The sequence below is a fragment of the Enterococcus sp. DIV2379 genome (assembly GCF_050542965.1).
GTDB lineage: Bacteria > Bacillota > Bacilli > Lactobacillales > Enterococcaceae > Enterococcus_D > Enterococcus_D entomosocium.
In genome coordinates this window covers 1,963,049-1,986,479 of the sequence record NZ_CP172938.1, presented here as the reverse complement: position 1 = coordinate 1,986,479, position 23,431 = coordinate 1,963,049, and the positions used below count along the sequence as shown (strand labels likewise).

The following is a 23,431-nucleotide window of genomic DNA, read 5'->3' as shown; positions in this document are numbered from 1 at the left end:
GAAGAGGAGCGTTTTTAATGAAAAAATTATTTGGAGCACTTGTTGTATTGACGGGGATTTTGGTTTTAGGAGCTTGTGGAAATGGCGGCTCATCGAGTACTGGCAGTTCTAGTGCCAGCGGTTCGGCGGATAACCAATTGGAAGCCATCAAAGCAGCCGGTGTGTTAAATGTGGCAACTTCTGCTGACTTTGCCCCCTTTGAATTTCATGCCTTGATTGATGGCAAAGATACGATCGTGGGCGCAGATATCGATATGGTCAATGAGATCGCTGATCGTCTTGGTGTCGAAGTGAATATTTTGGACCTTGATTTCAATGCTGTCTTGACTGCTTTGCAACAAGGAAAAGCCGATATCGCTGTTTCAGGCATCTCAGCAACTGACGAACGTAAACAGACTTTTGATTTCACCGATAACTATTTTACACCAGAACAAAAAGTAGTTGTTAATAAAAACAATGAGTCGGCATTTGATTCAATCGAAAGCTTGTCTGGCAAAAAGGTGGGCGCTCAAAAAGGCTCGATCCAAGAAATGATCGTTCAAGACCAATTAGCGGATTCGCAATTGGTTTCCATCGCCAAAGTTCCGAATCTAGTCAATGAATTGAAACAAGGATCGATCGACGGTTTGGTGCTTGAAAGTGCGGTGGCTGAATCGTATGTTGCACAAAATGATGACCTCGTGATCACTGATGTAGCATTAGAAGCGTCTGAAGGCGATTCTTATGCAATTGCTTTACCTAAAGGGAGTACCGAACTACAAGAAGAGCTAAACAGTATTTTGAAAGAATTGATTGAAGATGGTACAATCGATGAGTATGTACAAAAGAACACAGATCTAGCCAACGAAAATGCGGCGCAATAGATAGAACGGAGTAGACACAATTATGGATTTATCCTTTTTAGCGATATATTACCCTTATTTTCTTTCTGGTGTGGTGATCACCATCGTGATCTCTATCATCACCGTGATCTTTGGAACGATTCTAGGGGTGATTTTTGCCCTAATGAAATTATCAAAAGTGACGCCTTTGCGCTGGTTTGCTAATGCGTATATTGAAGTCATCCGCGGCACACCAATGTTGGTGCAGATATTGATCGCTTTTGGTCTTTTGCAAGGCATGTTTGCCTTGCCGACAGTCTCGATCGGTGTGTTGAGTCTTGATTTTGGGCGGTTATTTCCTGGAATCATTGCGCTCTCGCTTAATTCTGGGGCATATGTTGCTGAGATCGTCCGAGGGGGAATCAATGCCGTTGATTACGGTCAAACAGAAGCGGCTGGTTCTTTAGGGCTGCGGCCTTTTCAAACGATGCGTTATGTCGTATTGCCACAAGCACTACGCAACATCTTGCCGCCACTAGGCAATGAATTTATCGTTTTGATCAAGGATTCCTCTTTGCTTTCAACGATCGGCATCTACGAGCTGATGAACAGTGCGCAGATCGTTGTCACCAGTTCTTTCCAACCATTAACGCCTTTCTATGTGGCGGCGGTCATTTATTTCATCTTGACGTTTACGACTTCGCGACTATTGAGTTTATGGGAAAAGAAACTAGGAAAAGGCTATCGTCGTTAAAAGGAGAAGACAAGCTATGATGTTAGATATTCAAGAGTTACACAAAACCTTTGGCAGCAATCAAGTGCTAAAAGGGATCACAACGACGATCGAGCAAGGAGAAGTCGTTGTGGTGATTGGACCATCTGGTTCAGGAAAAAGCACGTTCTTACGCTGTTTAAACTTACTAGAAGTACCGACAAGCGGAAAAATCTTTTTTGAAGGAACCGATATTACCGATCCAAAGAATGATTTGTATAAAATGCGGGAAAAAATGGGCATGGTTTTTCAAAATTTCAATCTTTTTCCGAATATGACGGTTTTAGAAAACATTACTTTGTCCCCGACGAAAGTCAAAAAGGTAGCAAAACCAGCTGCTGAAACACTAGCAAAGCAACTATTGAATGATGTAGGTCTGCCTGATAAGGCAAACTCCTATCCACAAAGTCTATCTGGTGGACAAATGCAACGGATCGCTATTGCACGTGCCTTGGCGATGGAACCGGATGTGATGCTCTTTGATGAACCGACTTCTGCGTTAGACCCTGAAATGGTTGGCGAAGTATTGTCCGTTATGCAGCGTTTGGCTCAGCAAGGAATGACGATGGTCATCGTCACTCATGAAATGGGCTTTGCGAAGGAAGTCGCGGATCGGATTTTATTTATGGATCAGGGAATCATTATGGAGGAAGGAACGCCAGAACAGCTCTTTGATCATCCGAAAAACCCGAGAACCATTGATTTTTTAAGTAAAGTATTGTAAAATGCGAGAAGCTCGCAGTTGCAAATGACAATTTTGGACTTTTTCTAAGCATCCTTTCAGTAAAAGGATGCTTTTTTGACGGAAAAAAAGACTACTTTAAAGAAGTGATGGAACAAACTGTTGTTTCGACACCTTCGTTTTTCAGTTCTTTTACAAGAAACCTGCAGAAACTAGCGCACTTGCTAGTATTCAAAAAGATTCTATTGTATAATTACAGGTTGAAGAGGTCTGATCCTTTTAGAAACTGCCTGCTTGCTTGTCAACAGCTAGTACGGTTTCTTTTTAAAGATCGACTATGTGGATCGATGACTAGTCGCCGACTTTTAACATGCGAAGAAATCAGATAGTAAAGGAGATTCTATGTTTTCAAATTATAAACCGACTTGGATGGTCGATGCGATTTATAAAATCACCCCTAGCCAACTAAAGGCACAGGGGATCAAAGGGATTTTGACCGATCTTGATAATACCTTGATTGCTTGGAATAATCCTGATGGAACCGAAGAATTAAAAAACTGGTTATTGGAAATGAAAAACGCTGGCATACCGGTGATTGTCGTTTCTAACAACAATAGTGAACGCGTGGCACGGGCTGTTGCGCCTTTTGGTTTAAAGTACGTACACCGCGCATTAAAACCTTTTTCAAGAGGGATCAAACAAGGGTATCAGCAATTAGGCTTGAAAAAAGAAGAGGTTGTCATGATCGGCGATCAGATTATGACGGATGTACGAGGTGCCAATCGTGCTGGTGTTCGCAGCATTCTAGTGAAACCAGTGATCCCAACGGATTCTTGGAAAACCCAGTTTAATCGAGCAGCAGAAAGAAAAATCATGAACTATTTATTGAAACACAACCCAGAGTTAAAATGGCGTGGAGGAATTTAATATGACAGAAGGAATCGAACAAATTCACTGTATCGGCTGCGGGGCATTGATTCAAACAACAAATCCTAACGAATTGGGGTACACCCCGCAATCTGCATTAGAAAAAGGACTTGAATCAGGAGAAGTCTATTGTCAACGCTGCTTCCGCTTGCGCCATTATAATGAGATTCAAGATGTCGCGCTGACAGACGATGATTTCCTACGTTTGCTGAATGAAATCGGGGAAAAAGACGCCTTGATCGTTAATGTCGTCGATATTTTTGACTTTAATGGTTCATTGATCCCAGGACTGCACCGCTTTGTTGGTGATAATCCTGTTTTATTAGTGGGCAACAAGGTGGATATTTTACCGAAATCTTTGAAAAAATCGAAAATGACCCAATGGATGAAGGAACGGGCTCACGAAGTCGGTTTAAGACCCGTCGATGTATTGTTGACGAGTGCCAAGAAACCGGGTGAAACCCAAGCGTTGCTACAAGCGATCGAAACGTATCGTGAAGGTCGTGATGTGTATGTGGTTGGTGTGACGAATGTTGGAAAATCAACATTGATCAATCAAATCATCAAACAAACAGCAGGGATCAACGAGCTGATCACCACTTCGCGATTCCCTGGAACTACATTGGATAAAATTGAGATTCCATTGGACGACGGGCACTTTTTGATCGACACACCAGGAATCATTCATCGTCATCAAATGGCACACTATTTAGGTAAAAAAGATCTGAAAATCGTGGCACCAGCCAAAGAAATTAAACCGAAAGTGTATCAATTGAACCCTGAACAAACCTTGTTCTTAGGGGGACTTGCCCGTTTTGATTTCATACAAGGAGAACGAAGTTCGTTTGTTGCCTATGTAGCGAATGATGTGGCGATCCATCGGACCAAATTAAGTAAAGCCGATGAATTTTATGAGAAACATGTTGGTGGGCTGCTGCAGCCGCCACGAGCCGATGAAGTGGCGGATTTTCCTGAACTCGTCCGTTTCGAATTTTCAATCAAAGAAAAAACCGATATCGTTTTTGCTGGACTTGGCTGGATCACGATCACCAAACCATGTGTCATCGCCGGGTGGGCGCCAAAGGGTGTCGATGTGCTTAGACGTAAAGCATTAGTATAAGGAAGAAGGAAGAATATGGACTTACGAGGAAAACAAAAAAGATTTTTACGAAGTGAAGCGCACCATCTAAACCCGGTTTTTCAAATCGGCAAAGGCGGCTTGAATGACGCGATGATGGCGCAAATTGAAGAAGCACTAGAAAAACGAGAATTGATCAAAGTCTCATTACTCCAAAATACCGATGAGGTTGCTGACGAAGCAGCTGAAACGATCCGTGAGAAAGTTGGCTGTGAAGTGGTCCAGATCATCGGACGAGTGATCGTTTTATTCAAACCGTCTAGTAAAGAAAAATACCAAACGATTTCAAGCAAAGTTCGTTCAATTTAGGAGGGAGAAGGCATGCAAGGACAAACATTTGGAAAGGTACAAACGGTTTTAGAGACACAAACACAAGAACTTGTACCGAAAAAGCAAGTGGGCATTCTTGGTGGAAATTTTAATCCAGTACACTACGCACATCTGGTCATGGGTGAGCAAGTAGGGCAAGCATTAGGGCTGGATAAAGTTTATTTCATGCCTGAGTATTTACCGCCTCATGTTGATGAGAAAAAGACAATCCCCGCTGAGCATCGTTTAGCGATGTTGAAGTTGGCGATCGCCGATAATCCGCGATTTGCTGTAGAGACCATTGAGTTGGAACGAAAAGGTAAGAGTTATACGGTTGATACGATGCGGGAATTGACAGCTAAGAATCCAGATACTAATTATTATTTTATCATTGGCGGGGATATGGTGAACTATTTACCAAAATGGCATCAAATCGATGAGCTGATGGAATTGGTAACTTTTGTGGGGGTTCGCCGCCCGGAAGTGCCAATCGATAGCCCATACCCGATTATTTGGATCGATATTCCTCTAATGGATGTCAGCTCAACAACAATTCGTAAAAAAGTGCAACAAGGTTGTTCGGTTCGCTACTTATTGCCAGATAATGTGTTACACTATATTCAAGAAAAGGGGTTGTACTTGGATGAAGAGTGAACACTACACACAAGCAGAACGGGAACTTTTGATGCAAAAGGTCCAAATGCAGATGAGTCAAAAGCGCTTTGAGCATGTGTTGGGTGTCGAAAAAACGGCCGTTGCCCTTGCGGAAAAATATGGTGCTTCACCGGTCAAAGCCAGCATCGCTGCTTTGACGCATGATTATGCGAAGGAACGCAGCGATGAAGAATTTCAATTAGTCATTCGTAGAGACGGATTTGAATTGGATCTCTTGAACTGGAACAATGCTATCTGGCATGGACTCGTCGGTGCTGATTTCGTTCAACGAGAATTAGAAATCGATGACGAAGAAATCTTACAAGCGATCCGTTTGCACACAACCGGAGCTGCCAAGATGAGCCTACTAGATAAAATCATCTATGTAGCAGATTATATCGAACCCGGGCGTACGTTTCCTGGAGTCGTTGAGGCTAGGGAAATCGCAATGATCGACTTAGATGCCGCTGTTGCTTACGAAACGAAACATACCTTGCTTCATTTGATCGAAACAGAAGCAGTTATCTACCCAAAAACGATCGAAACCTACAATTTTTGGGTAGCCAAATATAGGAGGGAATTACCATAGATAGTCAGAAAATATTAGAAATTGCTGTAAAAGCCGCCGATTCAAAACATGCCGAAGATATTATGGCATTAGATGTGCGGGAAATCTCTTTGCTAGCAGATTACTTTGTGATCTGTTCAGGAAATAGTGAACGTCAAATCAATGCGATCATTGATGAAGTCATCGATAAAGAAGAAGAAAGTCAAGTATCTGTTCGCCGTGTCGAAGGAAAAGATGGTGGAAAATGGGTCTTGATCGACTTAGGTGACGTAATCGTTCACGTATTCAGTGCCTCAGAACGTGCTTTTTACAACCTAGAAAAATTATGGTCTGATGCGCCGCTTGTGGATCTTAATGAATGGGTCGTGGCGTAATGGCTTACGAAACCTTCGCATTTGTCTATGACGAAGTAATGGATTCCAGTCTCTATAAAAAGTGGCTGGATTTTTCTTGTCGTCATTTAGGAAAAAGAAAACAGCTGTTAGAATTGGCTTGTGGAACCGGTGCGTTAGCCGTTGAATTTGCCAAGGCTGGGTTTGATGTGACTGGGTTAGATCTTTCAGAAGAGATGCTGATGATCGCTAGTCAACGGGCTGAAAAAGAAGAGGCGGCTGTGCAATTTGTTGCGGGTGACATGCTGGATCTCGTAGATATTGGCACCTATCAAGCTATTACTTGCTATTCTGACTCCCTTTGCTACATGGAAGACGAGCAGAGTGTGCAGCAAGTTTTTGATGGTGTTTACAGTTGTTTAGAAGAAGATGGCGTCTTTTTATTTGATGTGCATTCCTTATATCAAATCAATGAAGTGTTTCCTGATTATAGCTACCATTACCAGACGGATGAATTTGCCTTTCTTTGGGAAAGCTATCAAGGAGAAAAAGACCATAGCATTGAACATTTCTTGACCTTTTTTGTTGCACAAGAGAATGGGTTGTTTGAACGCTTAGATGAGCTTCATCAAGAAAGAACCTATCCTCTCGAAAGCTATTTAAGAATGTTAGAAAATGCTGGTTTTGCTAATGTTGAATGCTACGCTGATTTTATCGATACAAAACCAAATGAAAAAAGTCGTCGCTGGTTTTTTGTCTGCCATAAGTAACCGTTATGTAAAACAGGAGGGATGTCGATGAAGGCTTGCGGACTAGTCGTAGAATATAATCCTTTTCACCATGGCCATCAATACCACGTGGACAAAGCCAGGCAAGAAACCAACGCCGATGTCATTGTAGCCGTGATGAGTGGAAATTTTTTACAGCGTGGTGAACCGGCGATCATCGATAAATGGCAACGAGCCCAAGCGGCATTGCAAAATGGCGTCGATTTGGTCGTTGAACTGCCATCCGCTTGGGCCGTCCAGTCTGCTGATTTTTTTGCAGCGGGAGCGATTAGGATCTTACAAAATCTGCAATGTGATTCTTTGTGTTTTGGTACAGATGCGAAACAACCCTTTGACTATGCAAAGTTCGCTCAGTTTGAAAAAGAAAATCAGCGGATGATCGATGACGCATTTCAACGCATAGCTAGGCAAAATGCTACCTATAGTCAAAAAATGAGTATGGTCCTCAGTGAGCTTTATCCTGAGTACCATGCAGAAAAAGACCAGCCGAATCATCTGTTGGGTATGGCGTATGCACGGGAAGTGTTGTGTTATGAAAAACCAATGAGGCTTGTTCCCATTCAACGAATTGCGGCCTCTTATCATTCAGAACAATTTAAGCATCCAACGATCGCTAGTGCCACAGCCATTCGTCAAGGACTCAAACAAGGTGAAGCTGTTGTGGATTTTGTTCCTGAAGCAACACAAAAATTTCTTTCGCAAACAACAGTCGACTGGGAAGCCTTTTGGCCGTATCTTCAATACCAGATCATTTCTGCCCCCCTCGAAAAATTAGCTGCTATTTACCAGATGGAAGAAGGACTAGAATATCGACTAAAACAATATGTGACTGCGGCGGATTCGTTTGCAGATTTTATCAAGTTGTTAAAGACAAAACGCTATACCCAAACGAGACTGCAGCGTCTTGCTTGTTATGTATTGTTCCAAGTGACAAAAGCTGAAATGAAGGAAGCCCAAGCACATCCCTTTATTCGAGTCTTAGGCTATACAAAGCAAGGGCAGCACTATTTAAAAGAAGTCAAAAAAGAGCTGACCCTGCCGCTGATCGCTAAATTCGGTAAGAAAGAAGCACAGCGCTACGGCTTGTCATTGCGGATCGACCAGATTTATCAGCAAGGGAATGCTCAAATCTCAGAACAAAATTTTCGAAGAATTCCGCTTTTTATTGATAAATAAGTGAAAATTGCTTCACAGAACGCCATTTGACAAGTATAATGAATAAGGATTTTTAAAAACAAGAAAGCGAAGTGAAATCATGGGTCGTAAATGGGCAAATATCGTAGCGAAAAAAACTGCTAAAGATGCAAACAATAGCCGAGTTTATGCAAAATTTGGAATCGAAATCTACGCAGCAGCAAAATCGGGTGATCCTGATCCTCACGCGAACCAAAAATTACGCTTTGTTATCGAACGTGCGAAAACCTACAATGTGCCAAAACACATTATTGACCGTGCGATTGAAAAAGCCAAAGGTTCTGGCGATGAACAATACTCAGAACTTCGATATGAAGGATTTGGACCAAATGGATCAATGGTGATCGTCGATACTTTGACAAACAACGTCAACCGTACCGCAGCCGATGTTCGGGCCGCTTTTGGTAAAAACGGCGGGAATATGGGTGTTTCTGGGGCAGTTGCTTATATGTTTGATAACACAGCATTATTTGGCTTTGCTGGTGACGATGCCGATGAAATCTTAGAATACTTGATGGACAAAGAGATCGATGTTCGTGATGTTGTTGAAGAAGATGGACAAATTATCGTTCACGGTGAACCAAGTGACTTCCATGCCATTCAGGAAGCCTTGAAAGAAAAAGGAATCACCGAATTTTCAATTGCTGAAATGCAAATGATTCCTCAAAATGAAGTAACCTTAACTGGCGATGATCTAGAAAAATTCGAAAAAATGATCGATGTATTAGAAGATCTTGAAGATGTTCAAAATGTCTATCACAATGTGGCAGACGCTGAAGAATAAGACATACTGGCAGCCTAGAGGTGATCTGGCTGCCAGTTTTTGGTGTTTTTTTCATCAACCTTCCGTTGTTTAGTCAAGTGAAAAAAACAAGAGAGCGAGAAGCACTTCTCTTGAAAATTCTTCAATATTCATCGTCTTTTCAGTTGGTTTCCAGACATTTTATATGTTATGATTTACTACATAAGCAAACAACTCGTTAGGGGGGCAGACATGGAAGAAAAAATCGTTTTAGAGCCATTTAATCGAATCTTAAGTGGTTTTGAAAAGCTAGCAGAAGTGTCTGTATCGATTTCTGACTGCTCGGCTCTTTGTCGGAAATATCAAAAGTATGGGGTGGAAGGGTATCGTCTAGGCGATTATCGTGGTTCTTCTTATTTGAATCGTTATTTAAATGTCGTCGTTGATCGCGCACCCTTGTTAATTTATAAAGAGCGATTCTTGATTCCTTTGGTCTTTCGCATGTCGGAATACTCTGAACGGCTCTTTATCGATGATTATCGAATGGAAGGGTTCTTCATGCTGTTGGATTGGCTTTTGGAACACCGACCAGAAAAAGCAATTATTGATTATAAGCGAACGCGTGCTTTACCTCACAGAAAAGAATTGGTGATCGATAGTTCTTATGTGCTTTTTCGATTGACGGAAATTCTCGACGGTGCTGGTTTTCCTCTTAGTCGCTTTACAACGATCGAGGAATTTAGTCAATGGAATCGTACCCATCGTTTGATCGATAATGGCAGTATCGGACGTCATACAAAATTATTTGTTCCAGAAGATCCGGAACACGTTTCTGAGCTGCAGATGATTTTAACAATCGTTGGGATGCGTTATCCAGAAACCCGCTTATTTATTGGCGAATTAAAAGGCTAAAAAACATCACAATCGGCTGGTTTCATTTGAGAATCAGTCGATTGTGATGTTTTTTTGTTAGGTTATTCGTCAATCCGTGATGCTTCTTGAAACTGATAAGTGGCAGGATCAGCTTTCACTAGAAGCGGCAATTCTTCTTGGGTAAGGACGGTCAACTGATGCATCGCCCGTGTCGCCATTGTATAAAAAATCAATTGGTCTTGTTCAGTCGCGAAAGTGGCACCTGGTGTCCAGACAAATACTTGGTCAAACTCTAGCCCTTTTGCTAAAAAGGCCGGGAAGATCATGACATTGCGTTTCATGAAGTCTTCTTCAGAGGTGATCAGCTGCACTTGTTCCTGCATTGTTTCTGTCAGCTGGGCATATAACTGCTGGCAATCCTTTGCGGTTTTACAAATGATCGCGGTGCGCCAACGCTGATTCTCCGCTGCCTTTCGAATACTGGTTTCTAGGAAAGCCAGATTTTCAGATTCAGTTCCTTTAACAATTGTTGGTACCGCACCTTTACGAGCCGTCAATTCCACTTGATCACTGCCAACTAAAAATTGATTGGCGAAATCTGTGATTTCCTTAGTCGAACGATAGCTGGTTTTCAATTGATAACGTTTCACGCTTTCGTGGGGGAATAATTCTGCTAATGCTCCGACGATCGTTTCATTGCCATAAACTTTTTGGTTCAAATCGCCGCACAGGGTGATACCAGCCTTTGGATAAAGCTGACGCAGCAGAGCCACTTGTGCTGGTGGAAAATCCTGCATTTCATCGATAAAGATAAACCGAGCTTTTTCTTCGACGTGAACAGGATAAAGCTGTTTGATCAGTAAGAAAAACAAAACGGCGTCTTCTTGTTTGATTTGTCTTTGGCGCATTCCTTGGCGAATGTTGGCAATACTTTGCTGCCAAGCCGCAGCCTCGATGCCAGTTTCTTTGACTGCAGCAGACTCAACCGATTGTAAAAAGTGTAAGTATTGCTTGGCTTGGTTGATAAACTGAAAGTTTTTCACTCCCCGCGTCAAGGAACGGAACTTCTTACGGACGATCTGCTGTCTGAGTTTCTTCCGCAAACGGCGTTCGTTTTCTTCGCTGTATTCTTGATGAGGATCGTTGGTAAATACTTGTTGCAATTGCTCTTCGGTCGCTTCTTTGACCCAGTCTTTTTTGGCTTCATCTTTTTCCAAGCCGCCGATTTTTTTTAATAATTTTGTTTGAAGCAGTTGGGTTCTTTGGTAAATCGGCAATTCATGATTGGTTTCTTGGTACCAGCGGCGAATCTGTTCTTTTGTCAAATAGGTTTGCCCTTGGATTTTTAGATCACGGAACAAGGGGCCGATCGGTGCAATCGAACGGACATAACGGTTGATTTTTTCCACCAAGAAAAGACTACTTTTGATTTTTTCAATGGCATCATCGTCGCCGCTTAAAAAGTTCTCTTCTTGTTGGGTTTCTTTTGTTACTTCATAGCCAGTCAGAATCAATTGGATAAAGTGGTGGAAGGTTCTTGTGGGCACTTCACTTTCCCCTAATGAAGGCAGGACCATGGATATATAGTCAGAAAACAAATGATTGGGTGAAAACAGCAAGACTTGTTTTTCGTCCAGCCATTTGCGATTACGGTAAAGTAAAAAGGCGACCCGTTGCAATAAAGCAGAGGTTTTCCCACTTCCAGCAATCCCTTCGATCAGTAAAAATTTATTGGTGGTATCACGAATAATTTGGTTCTGTGCTTTTTGGATCGTTGAAACGATGTTACGCATTTGAGAAGAAGAGGCCTCATCCAAGATTTCCAATAAAAATTCGTCATTGATGATCTCCGAAGTATCGACCATCGATAAGATCTCACCATTTTGAATTTTAAACTGGCGTTTTAAGAGCAGCTCTACCGTAAAACGGTCGGTGTCTGTTTCGTAGAATGTTTCACCAAGTTCTCCTTCATAGTAAAGATTAGCGATCGGTGCGCGCCAGTCAATGACGATCGTTTCTTCCTCTTTGTCTCGTAAAGAAGCGATCCCTAAATAGAGGGTCTCGGTTTCTTGCTCTTCTTTGAAATCGATTCGAGCAAAGTAGGGATTGCCTGCCATCGTTGTTAGGGTTTTGACGCGTTTTTCTTGTGATTCTGCGGTTTGATACTTGATCAGCAGTTCTTGTTCATGCTGCTGGTACTCGATAACTGATTCATAAAAGGCTTCACTGTCGCCTCCGCGAATTTTCTTATCGGCGATTTCTTTTAATTGATCATCCATTTTAGCGGCTAATTCTTGTTTTTGCTGCGAAAGGATCGCTTGTTCTCTGTGGATCAGAGCAATGGTTTCATTGACATGTTGTTGTTCTTTTTGACGTTCGTTCACGAAGGATCCTCCTTAAAAAAATTGCGACATAAAATTATAGCATATTTTCCCTGTGAATGTCGTGGAAAAAAAGAAACTATGCTAATATTTATAAAAAGAGCTTAGGTGTTCAAAAACGAAACGAAATAGAGGTGGAAAAGGTGAGAGAAGAAGCAGAATTGCGCCAATTGATCCTGTCTGTTGGGAAACGTGTTGGGGCACGTGCCATCGGTTTATCTGGTTCACGGACCGATCCACAGGCGCCAAAAGATATTTTGCAGGATTTTGACGTGGTCTTCGTGATGGAGGATATTCAGCCTTTGGTCGATGATTCTTCATGGTTAGAAGCCTTTGGATCAATCATGATCAGGCAAACACCGGAAGCTAGCACGATTTATCCACCCAGCTTGGGTGGTTGTTTTACCTACTTAATGCATTTTCAAGACGGAGCACGAATCGATCTCATGCTTTGTCCTCTTGCACTGGTCGATCGTCTTGCTAAAGAACCAGGCTTGCAGCCGCTGCTTGATCCAGACCAATTACTAAGTTTTGCTAATCAAGCAAATCATTCGCATTACTGGATCAAGCGCCCGACCCAAGCCGCTTTTCAAGAACACTGCAATGAATTTTGGTGGGTAAGCACGTATGTTGTGAAAGGGCTGCTTCGAAAGCAGCTGATTTATGCTGCGGATCATTTATATACCATTTGTTGGCAAGAGTTGTTATGGATTGAAGATTTGTTTGTTGCCCATGCTCAGCAATTTCAGGTGAGTACTGGGAAAAATCATAAATACCTGCAGTCGTTTCTAACGGAAAAGGAGTGGCGGGAATTGACCTCATTGCTTGATTTTTCCACGATCACTGCTTGCGGTCAGTCCCTTTTGAAGATGCAAAAACGATTTGATAAGCAAGCAAAGAAAATCAGCGAGAAATTAGGGTTGGCCTATGATTGGCAAGAAGCTGAGAATGTCCAAACATATACGAAGTATTGGAGTGAAAAAAATTGGCAGATGAGACCAGAGAACCAAAAATAAAAGACAGTCAGATTCAAGCGTTTTGGCAGCGGTTTTTAAAAGCAAATCCAAGAAATCAATCTTCTCTGACCTATGAAGATGCTTGGTCCTTTGGTGATACTTCAGAAATGGCGGATGAACTGGCAGCACTTGTTTTAGCTGGCAAAAAGACAGCGACGACCTCCGCCGCTGCGCTCTATGAAATCGAGCAAGAAGCATTGCCACAATCAGAAACGTATAGTGTCCTTTTAGATGGTTCGGATGTACCAAGAGCTGTTCTTTATTTAGAGTCAGTGTCGATCGTGCCATTTGATGAAGTGACAGCAGCGTTTGCCTTTTTAGAAGGGGAAGGAGATCGCACTTTGGCTTATTGGCGCCGTGTTCATGAAGCTTTTTTTCGACGAGCTTATGCCTCAGCGGGGTTGTCTTTTCACGATCAAATGCTATGCGTTTGTGAAAAGTTTTCTGTCGTGTATCAGGAGGAATAAAGACACGTTTTTCTTTGGAAATCATGGGAATAGCTTTTGTCTTTTTGAAAAAGGTGTATAATCAAAAGCAAACAAAGGAGGAAATCGTATGCCATTTATTCATGTCGAACTAGTTGAAGGGCGTTCGCAAGAACAACTGACGAATATGATGAAAGAAATCACTGAGGCGGTCCATAAAAATACGGGTGCCCCTAAGGAGCATATCCATGTCATCATCAATGAAATGAAGCAAGGAACTTATGCTGTGAATGGCGATTGGAAATAATTCTCTTGCTTTTTCTTGTAGGTAGTGGTTTAATTGAGCCATAATCGATCAATAAAAAAGACACCTGAGTTTGAGAGTCTTCGATAAGAGAGGGAAATCTTGGTTGAAAATTTCCTGGAAGAAAACCAAAGGATGACCACTTTTTTAGACCTCTGTCGAAACGGAGGCGGTTGAACCGTTATCTCATGAAGAGGAAAACAGACTTTTTCTGTTTTCGAACAATAGGTGGAACCACGAGTGATCGTCCTAGTATCGTAACCGATACTAGGACTTTTTTATTGATTGAAATCATTCAAAGGAGGACATTCATATGTCATTATTTATTACATTTCCTGATGGCGCAAAAAAAGAATTTGCTGTTGGGGTAACAACTAAAGAGATTGCTGAAAGTATCTCGAAAAGTCTTGCAAAAAAAGCCTTAGCTGGAAAAGTCAATGGACAACTGATCGATCTTTCACGTCCGATCGAAGAAGATGCAACGATTGAGATCGTGACACCCGATCATGAAGACGCCTTAGGTTTACTTCGTCATTCGACAGCTCATTTAATGGCTCAAGCCATGCGCAGACTCTATCCATCGATCCATTTTGGAGTAGGACCTGCAATTGATTCTGGTTTTTACTATGACACAGACAATGGGGAAAACCCAGTAACTGCGGAAGATCTACCAGCAATCGAAGCAGAAATGATGAAAATCATTAAAGAAAATCTGCCAATTGAACGACGTGTATTAACAAAAGAGGAAGCTTTGGCTCTTTTTGCTGAAGATCCATACAAAGTTGAGTTGATCACAGAATTACCAGATGACGAAACGATTACTGCCTATCAGCAAGGAGAATTTGTTGACTTATGCCGCGGCCCTCATGTCCCATCGACAGGTCGTATCCAAGTGTACAAATTGTTATCAGTAGCCGGAGCCTATTGGCGTGGAAGTTCTGATAATCAAATGATGCAAAGGGTATATGGAACAGCCTTTTTCGATAAGAAAGACTTGAAGGAATTTATTCGTTTACGAGAAGAAGCAAAAGAACGCGATCATCGTAAATTAGGGAAAGAATTAGAATTGTTTATGTTGTCCCCTGAAGTCGGCGCGGGTTTGCCTTTCTGGTTGCCAAAAGGAGCAACGATCCGTCGTACGATCGAGCGTTATATCGTGGATAAAGAAGTTAGCCTTGGGTACCAACACGTATACACACCAATCATGGCAAACGTGGATTTATACAAAACATCAGGGCACTGGGATCATTACCACGAGGACATGTTCCCACCAATGGATATGGGGGATGGCGAAATGCTGGTTCTACGACCAATGAATTGCCCGCATCACATGATGGTTTACAAAAATGACATCCATTCGTATCGTGAACTACCAATTCGGATCGCTGAATTAGGAATGATGCACCGCTATGAAAAATCAGGGGCACTATCAGGGTTGCAACGGGTTCGGGAAATGACCTTAAATGATGGTCATACATTTGTTCGTCCTGATCAAATCAAAGAAGAATTCAAACGGACACTGGATCTTATGGTGGGCGTTTACGAAGACTTTAATATTACTGACTATCGTTTCCGTTTAAGTTATCGCGATCCACAAAACAAAGACAAATATTTTGATGACGATGCGATGTGGGAAAATGCGCAAACAATGCTAAAAGCGGCCATGGATGAATTAGAATTGGATTATTTTGAAGCTGACGGTGAAGCAGCTTTCTACGGACCTAAACTAGATGTCCAAGTGAAAACAGCTTTAGGTATGGAAGAAACCTTGTCAACGATCCAATTGGATTTCTTATTGCCTGAACGGTTTGATCTAACATATGTTGGTGAAGATGGCGAAAACAATCACCGTCCAGTGGTGATCCACCGCGGAATCGTTTCAACGATGGAACGTTTTGTGGCTTACCTGACAGAAGTCTATAAAGGGGCATTCCCGACTTGGTTGGCACCAATCCAAGCATCGATCATTCCGGTCTCAGTCGAAGCCCACAGCGACTATGCTTACGAAATCAAAGAACGCCTGCAAGCGCAAGGACTGCGAGTGGAAGTGGATGACCGCAACGAAAAAATGGGGTATAAGATCCGTGCATCACAAACCCAAAAAATTCCTTACCAAATTGTTGTTGGGGATCAAGAAGTCAATGATGCGACAGTCAATATCCGTCGCTACGGCAGCAAGGAGACCCAAGTCGAAGAATTGAATCTGTTTGTTGATGCAATGGCTGCTGAAGTGAAAAATTATAGTCGAGCATAGCTTTTGGTTCAAAGAAAACGAATGATTTTATAGTATAGGCACCTGCTTTCAGCAGGTGCTATTTACCTTTTTTAATCTATATAAAATAAAATAATTAGATTTTTTTTGTTTTTGTGAATAAAATCGTGTATAATTAGTAAGTGATAAAAAGGAATAAACTAGAAGGAGTTTGTGATGAATTATAATTACGGAGTTAGAAAGAAATCGGTTGTATCGGTCATTTTATTAACATTTATTACTTGTGGCATTTATACATTCTTTTGGATGTACCAAACAACCAAAGAGCTGGCAGAATACAGCGGGGATAATCGTCTTTCGCCAGAAACGTCGATTTTACTCACGATCCTTACTTGTGGATTGTATCAAATTTATTGGTGGTACCGAATTGCGGATATCTTTATGAGTGCACAACAACGAGCGAATATGCCTCGTCTGAGTGACAACAAAATTCTTTTTGTCGTCTTGAGCCTGTTTGCTTTTGATTTCATCAACATGGCGATTTTACAAGGTGATATGAACCAAATGTGGGAAGCGGCTGATCAAAATGCCATGACCTCATCTAACAATACAAACGATTCGTCTGATTCAGATGATTGGGTAGATTATTGATTTGTCCGTTTAAATGGTTAACGGGGTTTCCTTGTCCAGGTTGTGGCATGACGCGCGCCTATTTGCACTTATTTCAGGGTGATCTTGAAGGTGCGCTGCATTTTCATCCCTTGTTTTGGTTAGTGCCGATCGTATTCGGAATTGTTTTATTCAAAAAAAATCCGAAAATCAGCAAACTTTACTACAGTCACAATCTGTGGGTGACATTGACACTTTTGGTACTAGTGGTTTATGGTGGTCGGCTCTGGCTTCATTTCCCACATGACGCGCCAATGGACTTTGATCCAGAGAGCATTTTCCCACAACTACTACGTCGGATTGGTCAAGTGATTCACTAACAGCCATTCACCCAAGCATTAAAAATCTTTAAGAAAATACTTTGTTTTTTTCTGAAAGCGAAGGGAACATGCGACAGTAGTTGAATCTTTATGAAAATTGTGTTATATTTACAATGTAATGATACTTAGAGTGAGTGAGCGGTTTTTTCGCTCACTCTTTTTAATGGAATGAAGTTCGTTTCGTTGAGAAATAAAGGAGGCGATGTTGTGAGTACGGTAGTGGAAACTGTTACAGATATAGTGACCCCTATTCTGGATGCGCAAAAATTTGAATTAGTTGAAGTAGAATTCGTGAAGGAAGGGAAAAATTGGTTTCTTCGTGTGTTCATTGATAAAGAAGGCGGAATCGATATCGAGGAATGTGCCTTTGTCAGTGAACAACTTAGTGAACAATTAGACCAATGCGAACCTGATCCTATTCCACAGGCCTATTTCTTGGAAGTTTCTTCCCCTGGCGCCGAGCGTCCATTGAAGAAAGAAGCAGATTATCAACGGGCAGTCGGCGAGTACATTCATGTTTCTTTATATCAACCGATTGATGGAGAAAAACAGTTCGAAGGCTTTTTACAGTCATTCGACGAAAATCAGCTAGTTATGAAGACCCGAATCAAAACCAGAGAAAAAGAACGAACGATCGACCGGAAAAATATTGCCAAAGCTCGTTTAGCCATTCAATTTTAAACACGGAGGAATGAAAGAATCATGAGTAAAGAAATGTTGAATGCATTGGATGCATTAGAAGCAGAGAAAGGCATTTCAAAAGAGATTGTCATCGATGCCTTGGAAGCGGCATTGGTTTCAGCGTACAAACGTCATTACGGGCAAGCACAAAATGTGGAAGTAGAATTTGATCAGAAAAAAGGCAATATCCACGTCTATGCAGTCAAAGAAGTGACAGAAGAAGTCATGGACTCGCAACTAGAGGTTTCATTAAAAGAAGCGATGACAATCAACCCCGCTTATGAAATCGGCGACAAAATCCGCTTTGAAGTAACGCCTAAAGACTTTGGTCGTATTGCGGCGCAAACGGCAAAACAAGTCATTTTGCAACGGGTCCGTGAAGCGGAAAGAAACATTATCTATAACGAATTTAGTGCGTACGAAAAAGACATTTTGCAAGGAATCGTTGAACGCCAAGACAATCGTTATATCTATGTAAACTTAGGCAAAATTGAAGCCGTGCTTTCAAAACAAGACCAAATGCCAAATGAGTTTTATCAACCCCATGATCGGATCAAAGTATTCGTTTCTCGTGTTGAAAATACTTCAAAAGGACCTCAAGTATTCGTTAGCCGCAGCCATCCAGATTTGCTGCGCCGATTATTTGAACAAGAAGTGCCAGAAGTATATGATGGTACTGTAGAGATCGTAAGTATTGCTCGTGAAGCAGGGGATCGTGCCAAAGTTGCTGTTCGTTCCTTTGATGCCAACGTCGATCCAGTCGGCACTTGTGTTGGCCCTAAAGGTCAACGGGTTCAAGCGATCGTTAATGAACTAAAAGGCGAAAACATGGATATCGTGGAATGGAATGAAGATCCAGCGATCTTCATCGCCAATGCGTTGAATCCAGCAGAAGTCAGCGACGTTATTTTTGATGTTGATAATCCGAAGGCTTGTACTGTTGTCGTGCCTGATTACCAACTATCATTAGCGATCGGTAAACGCGGACAAAATGCTCGCCTAGCAGCCAAATTGACTGGCTTCAAAATCGATATCAAATCAGAAACAGACATGGAAGAATTTTATGCGAAGCTGGATGAAGGCGACTATATCGATGAGTATGATGCCAATGCTTCAGAAGCTGCTGAAGAAATCAGTACAGAAGCAACAGAATCTGCAGAAACAGTTGATGAAGCGATCCTTCCATCAGACATGACTGCGGATGATTATGAAAATGTTGAGTTTGACGAAAAATAGTTGAGGTGAGATCGTGATGAAAAAACGAAAAATTCCTTTACGAAAATCAGTGATTTCAGGCGAAATGCTACCTAAGAAAGAAATGCTTCGTATCACTCGTTCAAAAGAAGGCGTTGTTTCCATCGATCCGACAGGAAAAATGCCAGGTCGGGGAGCTTATATAGCGATCGAACCGGCTGAAGCCCAGAAAGCATGGGATAAGCGTATCTTGGATCGAGTGCTGGAAACGAAATTGACAGATGAATTTTACCAAGAACTATTGGACTATGTAACGCACCAAAAAGCGCGAAAAGAGTTATTTGCAAATGAATAAAACCAAAGCATTAAATATGTTAGGACTAGCCATGCGTGCTGGGAAATTAGTAACTGGTGAAGAAATGACTTTAAAAGAGATTCGCAATGAGAAAACTGCTTTAGTCATTATCGCCAGTGATGCTGGTAAAAATACACAAAAGAAAATTAAGGACAAAAGTTCTTATTACGAAATTCCGCTCCTAGATGCATTTTCTGCTGATGAAATCAGTGCGGCCATTGGGAAACCAAGAATGGTCATTGGCATCTTAGATCAAGGATTTGCAAGGAAGGTGCAGGAATTAATATTAGGTTAGGAAGGTGATTGCATGGGAAAAAAAAGAATTTATGAACTTGCAAAAGAATGGAATAAGTCGAGCAAAGAGGTTGTTGAAAAAGCACAATCTTTAGGCTTTGATGTCAAAAATCATATGGGCGCGATCTCAGATGGAGAGGCGCAAAAATTGCAGCAGTCATTAGGCGGCAATCCAAATGGTAAAACATCTGCAAACTCAAATCCCGCAAATCAGAAACCAGCCAACCAGCCGGAAAAACAAGAACAAAAGAAATTTAAAACGCAAAGAAATAATCCTAACTTCCAAAACCGTCATAACAATCAAAGTCAACAGCGAACTACGCAAAGCAATAACCGTCCTGCTGGTCAAGGACAAGTAGATCGCACGAACAGTCAAGGAAGTAACAGACCAAATAACCAAGGAAGTCATAATCGAGTGAATAACCAAGAGAATCGTAACAATCAAGGGCAACAAAACCGCCCAACAAACCAAGGACAACAAAACCGTCCGAATAATCAAGGGCAACAAAATCGCCCAACAAACCAAGGACAGCAAAACCGTCCGAATAATCAAGGGCAACAAAATCGTCCGAACAATCAAGGACAGCAAAACCGTCCAAACAACCAAGGACAACAAAATCGTCCGAACAATCAAGGGCAACAGAATCGCCCAACAAACCAAGGACAACAAAACCGTCCGAATAATCAAGGGCAACAAAATCGCCCAACAAACCAAGGACAGCAAAACCGTCCAAATAACCAAGGGCAACAAAACCGTCCGGCCGCTCAATCTGCAGGAAATACGCAAGGGGCAGACCGTAACAATAACCGTCCGCAAGGATCGAATGATTCTCGTGGAGGAAATCAAAACCGCGGCAAGTCAAACTACGGTGGACGCAACAATAATTTCAACAATAACAATCGCAACAAATTCAATAAAAAAGGCAAAAAAGGCCGTCAGCAGACGGAAAAGAAACCGCCAGTTCCAGCACGTAAATTCCGTGAGCTACCAGAAGTATTGGAATATTCAGAAGGCATGAACGTAGCGGATATCGCGAAAAAAATCTACCGTGAACCAGCAGAGATCATCAAGAAACTCTTTATGATGGGGGTTATGGTCAATCAAAACCAACCTTTAGATAAAGATACGATTGAACTGCTTGCTACCGATTACGGAATCGAACCACAAGAAAAAGTTCAAGTGGATATCGCAGACATCGATAAATTCTTCGAAGCAGAAGAACAAATTGAAGAGAATTTAGTATCACGACCACCTGTTGTGACGATCATGGGTCACGTTGACCACGGGAAAACAACATTGCTTGATACTTTACGTCATTCACGCGTAACAAGTGGTGAAGCTGGGGGAATTACGCAGCATATTGGCGCTTACCAAATCGACATCAATGGCAAACCAATTACTTTCTTAGATACTCCTGGACACGCGGCCTTCACTAGTATGCGTGCACGGGGAGCAAGTATCACCGATATCACGATTCTTGTTGTCGCAGCTGATGATGGAGTGATGCCACAAACAGTGGAAGCGATCAACCATGCGAAAGCAGCAAAAGTGCCGATCATCGTTGCAGTAAACAAAATCGATAAACCAGGTGCTAACCCACAACATGTGATGCAAGAATTAAGTGAACATGAGTTGATCCCAGAAGCTTGGGGTGGCGATACGATCTTCGTTGAAATCTCAGCGAAATTTGGGCAAAACATTGAAGAATTGCTTGAAATGATCCTCTTAGTAGCAGAAGTCGAAGATTTGAAAGCTGATCCTACCCAACGGGCGATCGGTACAGTCATTGAAGCGCGCCTTGATAAAGGAAAAGGTCCTGTAGCAACACTATTGGTTCAACAAGGGACTCTTCATGTAGGTGATCCAATTGTTGTAGGGAATACTTTCGGTCGTGTTCGCGTAATGACGAATGATTTAGGTCGTCGTGATAAAGCAGCTGGACCTGCTACACCAGTCGAAATCACAGGATTGAATGATGTGCCTCAAGCAGGTGATCGTTTCGTTACTTTTGAAGACGAGAAAACAGCTCGAGCAGCGGGTGAAGAACGTGCAAAACGTGCTTTGATGGAGCAACGCGCATCAAGCAGTCGTGTGACATTGGATAACTTGTTTGAAAGTCTAAAAGAAGGCGAACTGAAAGAAGTAAATGTCATCATCAAAGCAGACGTACAAGGTTCAGCTGAAGCATTAGCTGCTTCATTGAAGAAAATCGATGTTGAAGGTGTGCGAGTGAACATCGTCCATTCAGCTGTTGGTGCAATCAATGAAAGTGATGTAACGCTAGCAGCAGCAAGTAATGCCATCATCATCGGATTCAACGTCCGTCCAACACCGCAAGCCAAACAGCAAGCGGAAGCGGAAAAAGTCGATATTCGTTTGCATCGCATCATCTACAAAGCGATCGAAGAAATCGAAACTGCGATGAAAGGGATGCTTGATCCTGAATTCGAAGAAAAAATCACTGGTCAAATGATCGTTCGTGAAACATACAAAGTATCTAAAGTGGGCACGATCGCAGGTTGCTACGTAACGGAAGGCAGTATTCGCCGTGACAGTGGCGTCCGCGTGATCCGTGACGGCATCGTTATCTATGAAGGCAAACTTGCCAGCTTGAAACGCTTCAAAGATGATGTCAAAGAAGTGAAACTAGGGTTTGAATGTGGCGCGATGATCGAGAAATTCAACGATCTTAAAGTTGATGACGTGATCGAAGGCTATGTCATGGAAGAAGTACCGACAAAATAACGGAATGACAACTATACAAGGAGGCTTTTTGAATGGCTAACTATCGAGATCGCCGAGTGGCACAAGAAATCTTAAAAGAAGTCAATCAAATTCTTCGTAAAAAAGTTCGTGATCCTCGCGTGCAAGATGTGACGATCACAGATGTACGAGTAACTGGAGATTTACAGCAAGCAACGATCTTTTACAGCACCCTAACGGACTTAGCTTCAGATAAGCAAAAAGCCCAAGCAGGACTGGAAAAAGCAACTGGCTTGGTTCGTCGTGAATTAGGTCAAGCGTTAACGCTCTATAAAGTTCCAGAAATCCAATTCGAATTGGATGAATCAGTACAATACGGGAATAAAATTGATGATATGATTCGCGCATTGCACTCAGAAGAATAAAAAAAAGAGCAGCTTCCAATCGAAGCTGTTCTTTTTTATTTGAAAAGAGCATCAGGTATTCATCAGTAAAGTTACCAGTCCAGCAACACCTGTCCCCAAGAGCCAGCCTCCGATCACATCTGTTAAAAAATGGATCCCTAAGTAGACTCTGCTAAAGCCGATCATAAAGCTTAACAAAACTGCCAGCAGAGTCATCGGAAGGACTGCTGAGGGAACCAATTGTCCAAGATTCAAGGCGATCGTTCCGTACATGGCAGCGGATGTGGCAGCATGGGCACTAGGAAAGCTGTGATCTTTTTCTTCAACTAAACGATGATCGATCGGACGATCTCGTCGGACGATCCGTTTGATCAGGTAAGCAGCTGCTGATACTATGAAGATACTGACTGCTGTTTTTGGTGCAAGATCCGCCCGCGATGATGGAAAGACAAACAATAGTAAAGCGATCGCAACTGTCGGAAAGGCTTTTCCTAAATTGGTAAAAAAGTGCATCATGCGCGTCAAAGAAGGCGTACGGCTTTGGATGATCTGCAAAGCAAACGCTTCTTCCCAACGCTGCATCGTGCCGAGCTGAATCATGATCAAAAAGATGGCAAATCCAATAAATGACCCTATCGTTAAAACAACCATTTTAGGACCTCCTTATATGCT

General features: G+C 42.1%; 27 protein-coding genes. 25 read left to right on the top strand and 2 right to left on the bottom strand.

Annotated elements, in window-relative coordinates; genetic code table 11:
* Window positions 1–17: 17 nt before the first annotated feature.
* The 13 genes from IGI92_RS09205 to IGI92_RS09145 all read left to right on the top strand — a co-directional run bounded on the left by IGI92_RS09205 (window position 18) and on the right by IGI92_RS09145 (window position 9,839).
* On the top strand, window positions 18–863 hold the full coding sequence (locus tag IGI92_RS09205) for a transporter substrate-binding domain-containing protein (RefSeq protein WP_005235588.1): 846 nt from the start codon (window positions 18–20) through the stop codon (window positions 861–863).
* 22 nt (window positions 864–885) lie between these two features.
* Window positions 886–1,575: an amino acid ABC transporter permease gene (locus tag IGI92_RS09200; RefSeq protein WP_005225900.1), complete on the top strand. Its 690-nt coding sequence runs from the start codon at window positions 886–888 to the stop codon at window positions 1,573–1,575.
* A 16-nt stretch (window positions 1,576–1,591) separates the two neighbouring features.
* A complete protein-coding gene (locus IGI92_RS09195; protein ID WP_016612186.1) occupies window positions 1,592–2,317 on the top strand; it encodes an amino acid ABC transporter ATP-binding protein in 726 nt (241 codons plus the stop codon).
* Window positions 2,318–2,677: 360 nt separating this feature from the next.
* Window positions 2,678–3,202, top strand: coding sequence for a YqeG family HAD IIIA-type phosphatase (locus tag IGI92_RS09190; RefSeq protein ID WP_008378174.1), 525 nt, complete (start codon window positions 2,678–2,680; stop codon window positions 3,200–3,202).
* A 1-nt stretch (window position 3,203) separates the two neighbouring features.
* Window positions 3,204–4,322: a ribosome biogenesis GTPase YqeH gene (gene yqeH / locus IGI92_RS09185; RefSeq protein WP_061054243.1), complete on the top strand. Its 1,119-nt coding sequence runs from the start codon at window positions 3,204–3,206 to the stop codon at window positions 4,320–4,322.
* A 15-nt stretch (window positions 4,323–4,337) separates the two neighbouring features.
* Entirely contained in the window at window positions 4,338–4,649 is a 312-nt protein-coding gene (yhbY, locus tag IGI92_RS09180; RefSeq protein ID WP_301389688.1) for a ribosome assembly RNA-binding protein YhbY, read from the top strand.
* A gap of 12 nt (window positions 4,650–4,661) precedes the next feature.
* Window positions 4,662–5,303 carry a nicotinate-nucleotide adenylyltransferase gene (locus IGI92_RS09175; protein ID WP_016620357.1) on the top strand — a complete coding sequence of 214 codons (642 nt, stop codon included), beginning with the start codon at window positions 4,662–4,664 and terminating at the stop codon, window positions 5,301–5,303.
* Entirely contained in the window at window positions 5,293–5,892 is a 600-nt protein-coding gene (gene yqeK, locus IGI92_RS09170; RefSeq protein WP_008378167.1) for a bis(5'-nucleosyl)-tetraphosphatase (symmetrical) YqeK, read from the top strand. The genes IGI92_RS09175 and yqeK overlap by 11 nt, the downstream gene beginning before the upstream one ends.
* An 11-nt stretch (window positions 5,893–5,903) precedes the next feature.
* A complete protein-coding gene (gene rsfS / locus IGI92_RS09165; RefSeq protein WP_034878521.1) occupies window positions 5,904–6,245 on the top strand; it encodes a ribosome silencing factor in 342 nt (113 codons plus the stop codon).
* A complete protein-coding gene (locus IGI92_RS09160) occupies window positions 6,245–6,973 on the top strand; it encodes a class I SAM-dependent DNA methyltransferase (RefSeq protein WP_016612181.1) in 729 nt (242 codons plus the stop codon). Before rsfS ends, IGI92_RS09160 begins: the two co-directional genes overlap by 1 nt.
* A gap of 27 nt (window positions 6,974–7,000) precedes the next feature.
* Window positions 7,001–8,167 carry a nucleotidyltransferase gene (locus tag IGI92_RS09155; RefSeq protein ID WP_061054242.1) on the top strand — a complete coding sequence of 389 codons (1,167 nt, stop codon included), beginning with the start codon at window positions 7,001–7,003 and terminating at the stop codon, window positions 8,165–8,167.
* Between the two features lie 79 nt (window positions 8,168–8,246).
* Entirely contained in the window at window positions 8,247–8,969 is a 723-nt protein-coding gene (locus tag IGI92_RS09150) for a YebC/PmpR family DNA-binding transcriptional regulator (protein WP_005225911.1), read from the top strand.
* Between the two features lie 210 nt (window positions 8,970–9,179).
* Window positions 9,180–9,839 (top strand): hypothetical protein, encoded by a 660-nt coding sequence (locus tag IGI92_RS09145; protein ID WP_008378159.1) that lies wholly within the window; start codon window positions 9,180–9,182, stop codon window positions 9,837–9,839.
* A gap of 62 nt (window positions 9,840–9,901) precedes the next feature.
* Here the strand turns inward: IGI92_RS09145 and helD are convergent, their stop codons facing one another.
* Window positions 9,902–12,184, bottom strand: a complete 2,283-nt coding sequence (gene helD, locus IGI92_RS09140) for an RNA polymerase recycling motor HelD (protein WP_086299382.1) — start codon at window positions 12,182–12,184, stop codon at window positions 9,902–9,904.
* A gap of 140 nt (window positions 12,185–12,324) precedes the next feature.
* Here helD and IGI92_RS09135 point away from each other — a divergent pair, with 140 nt between their 5' ends.
* The 12 genes from IGI92_RS09135 to rbfA all read left to right on the top strand — a co-directional run bounded on the left by IGI92_RS09135 (window position 12,325) and on the right by rbfA (window position 22,780).
* On the top strand, window positions 12,325–13,197 hold the full coding sequence (locus IGI92_RS09135) for an aminoglycoside 6-adenylyltransferase (RefSeq protein WP_042890922.1): 873 nt from the start codon (window positions 12,325–12,327) through the stop codon (window positions 13,195–13,197).
* Window positions 13,167–13,664, top strand: coding sequence for an ASCH domain-containing protein (locus tag IGI92_RS09130; protein WP_005235615.1), 498 nt, complete (start codon window positions 13,167–13,169; stop codon window positions 13,662–13,664). The genes IGI92_RS09135 and IGI92_RS09130 overlap by 31 nt, the downstream gene beginning before the upstream one ends.
* Window positions 13,665–13,752: 88 nt before the next feature.
* Window positions 13,753–13,929 carry a 2-hydroxymuconate tautomerase gene (locus IGI92_RS09125; RefSeq protein ID WP_005225916.1) on the top strand — a complete coding sequence of 59 codons (177 nt, stop codon included), beginning with the start codon at window positions 13,753–13,755 and terminating at the stop codon, window positions 13,927–13,929.
* A gap of 310 nt (window positions 13,930–14,239) precedes the next feature.
* Window positions 14,240–16,180, top strand: coding sequence for a threonine--tRNA ligase (gene thrS / locus IGI92_RS09120; RefSeq protein ID WP_005235617.1), 1,941 nt, complete (start codon window positions 14,240–14,242; stop codon window positions 16,178–16,180).
* Window positions 16,181–16,354: 174 nt separating this feature from the next.
* A complete protein-coding gene (locus IGI92_RS09115; RefSeq protein WP_008378150.1) occupies window positions 16,355–16,789 on the top strand; it encodes a DUF4234 domain-containing protein in 435 nt (144 codons plus the stop codon).
* A complete protein-coding gene (locus IGI92_RS09110) occupies window positions 16,774–17,127 on the top strand; it encodes a DUF2752 domain-containing protein (protein ID WP_034695542.1) in 354 nt (117 codons plus the stop codon). Before IGI92_RS09115 ends, IGI92_RS09110 begins: the two co-directional genes overlap by 16 nt.
* 207 nt (window positions 17,128–17,334) lie before the next feature.
* On the top strand, window positions 17,335–17,808 hold the full coding sequence (rimP, locus tag IGI92_RS09105; RefSeq protein WP_008378146.1) for a ribosome maturation factor RimP: 474 nt from the start codon (window positions 17,335–17,337) through the stop codon (window positions 17,806–17,808).
* A gap of 21 nt (window positions 17,809–17,829) precedes the next feature.
* Window positions 17,830–19,044, top strand: coding sequence for a transcription termination factor NusA (gene nusA, locus IGI92_RS09100; RefSeq protein WP_008378144.1), 1,215 nt, complete (start codon window positions 17,830–17,832; stop codon window positions 19,042–19,044).
* A gap of 16 nt (window positions 19,045–19,060) precedes the next feature.
* Complete coding sequence (gene rnpM, locus IGI92_RS09095; protein WP_005225922.1) at window positions 19,061–19,357, top strand: RNase P modulator RnpM; 297 nt, start codon at window positions 19,061–19,063, stop codon at window positions 19,355–19,357.
* Window positions 19,350–19,652 carry a YlxQ-related RNA-binding protein gene (locus IGI92_RS09090; RefSeq protein WP_016612174.1) on the top strand — a complete coding sequence of 101 codons (303 nt, stop codon included), beginning with the start codon at window positions 19,350–19,352 and terminating at the stop codon, window positions 19,650–19,652. The genes rnpM and IGI92_RS09090 overlap by 8 nt, the downstream gene beginning before the upstream one ends.
* Window positions 19,653–19,664: 12 nt before the next feature.
* Window positions 19,665–22,397 carry a translation initiation factor IF-2 gene (infB, locus tag IGI92_RS09085; RefSeq protein WP_196044286.1) on the top strand — a complete coding sequence of 911 codons (2,733 nt, stop codon included), beginning with the start codon at window positions 19,665–19,667 and terminating at the stop codon, window positions 22,395–22,397.
* Between the two features lie 32 nt (window positions 22,398–22,429).
* Complete coding sequence (gene rbfA, locus IGI92_RS09080) at window positions 22,430–22,780, top strand: 30S ribosome-binding factor RbfA (RefSeq protein ID WP_144330617.1); 351 nt, start codon at window positions 22,430–22,432, stop codon at window positions 22,778–22,780.
* A 51-nt stretch (window positions 22,781–22,831) separates the two neighbouring features.
* Here the strand turns inward: rbfA and IGI92_RS09075 are convergent, their stop codons facing one another.
* Window positions 22,832–23,410, bottom strand: a complete 579-nt coding sequence (locus tag IGI92_RS09075) for a phosphatase PAP2 family protein (RefSeq protein WP_005235629.1) — start codon at window positions 23,408–23,410, stop codon at window positions 22,832–22,834.
* Between the last annotated feature and the right edge of the window lie 21 nt (window positions 23,411–23,431).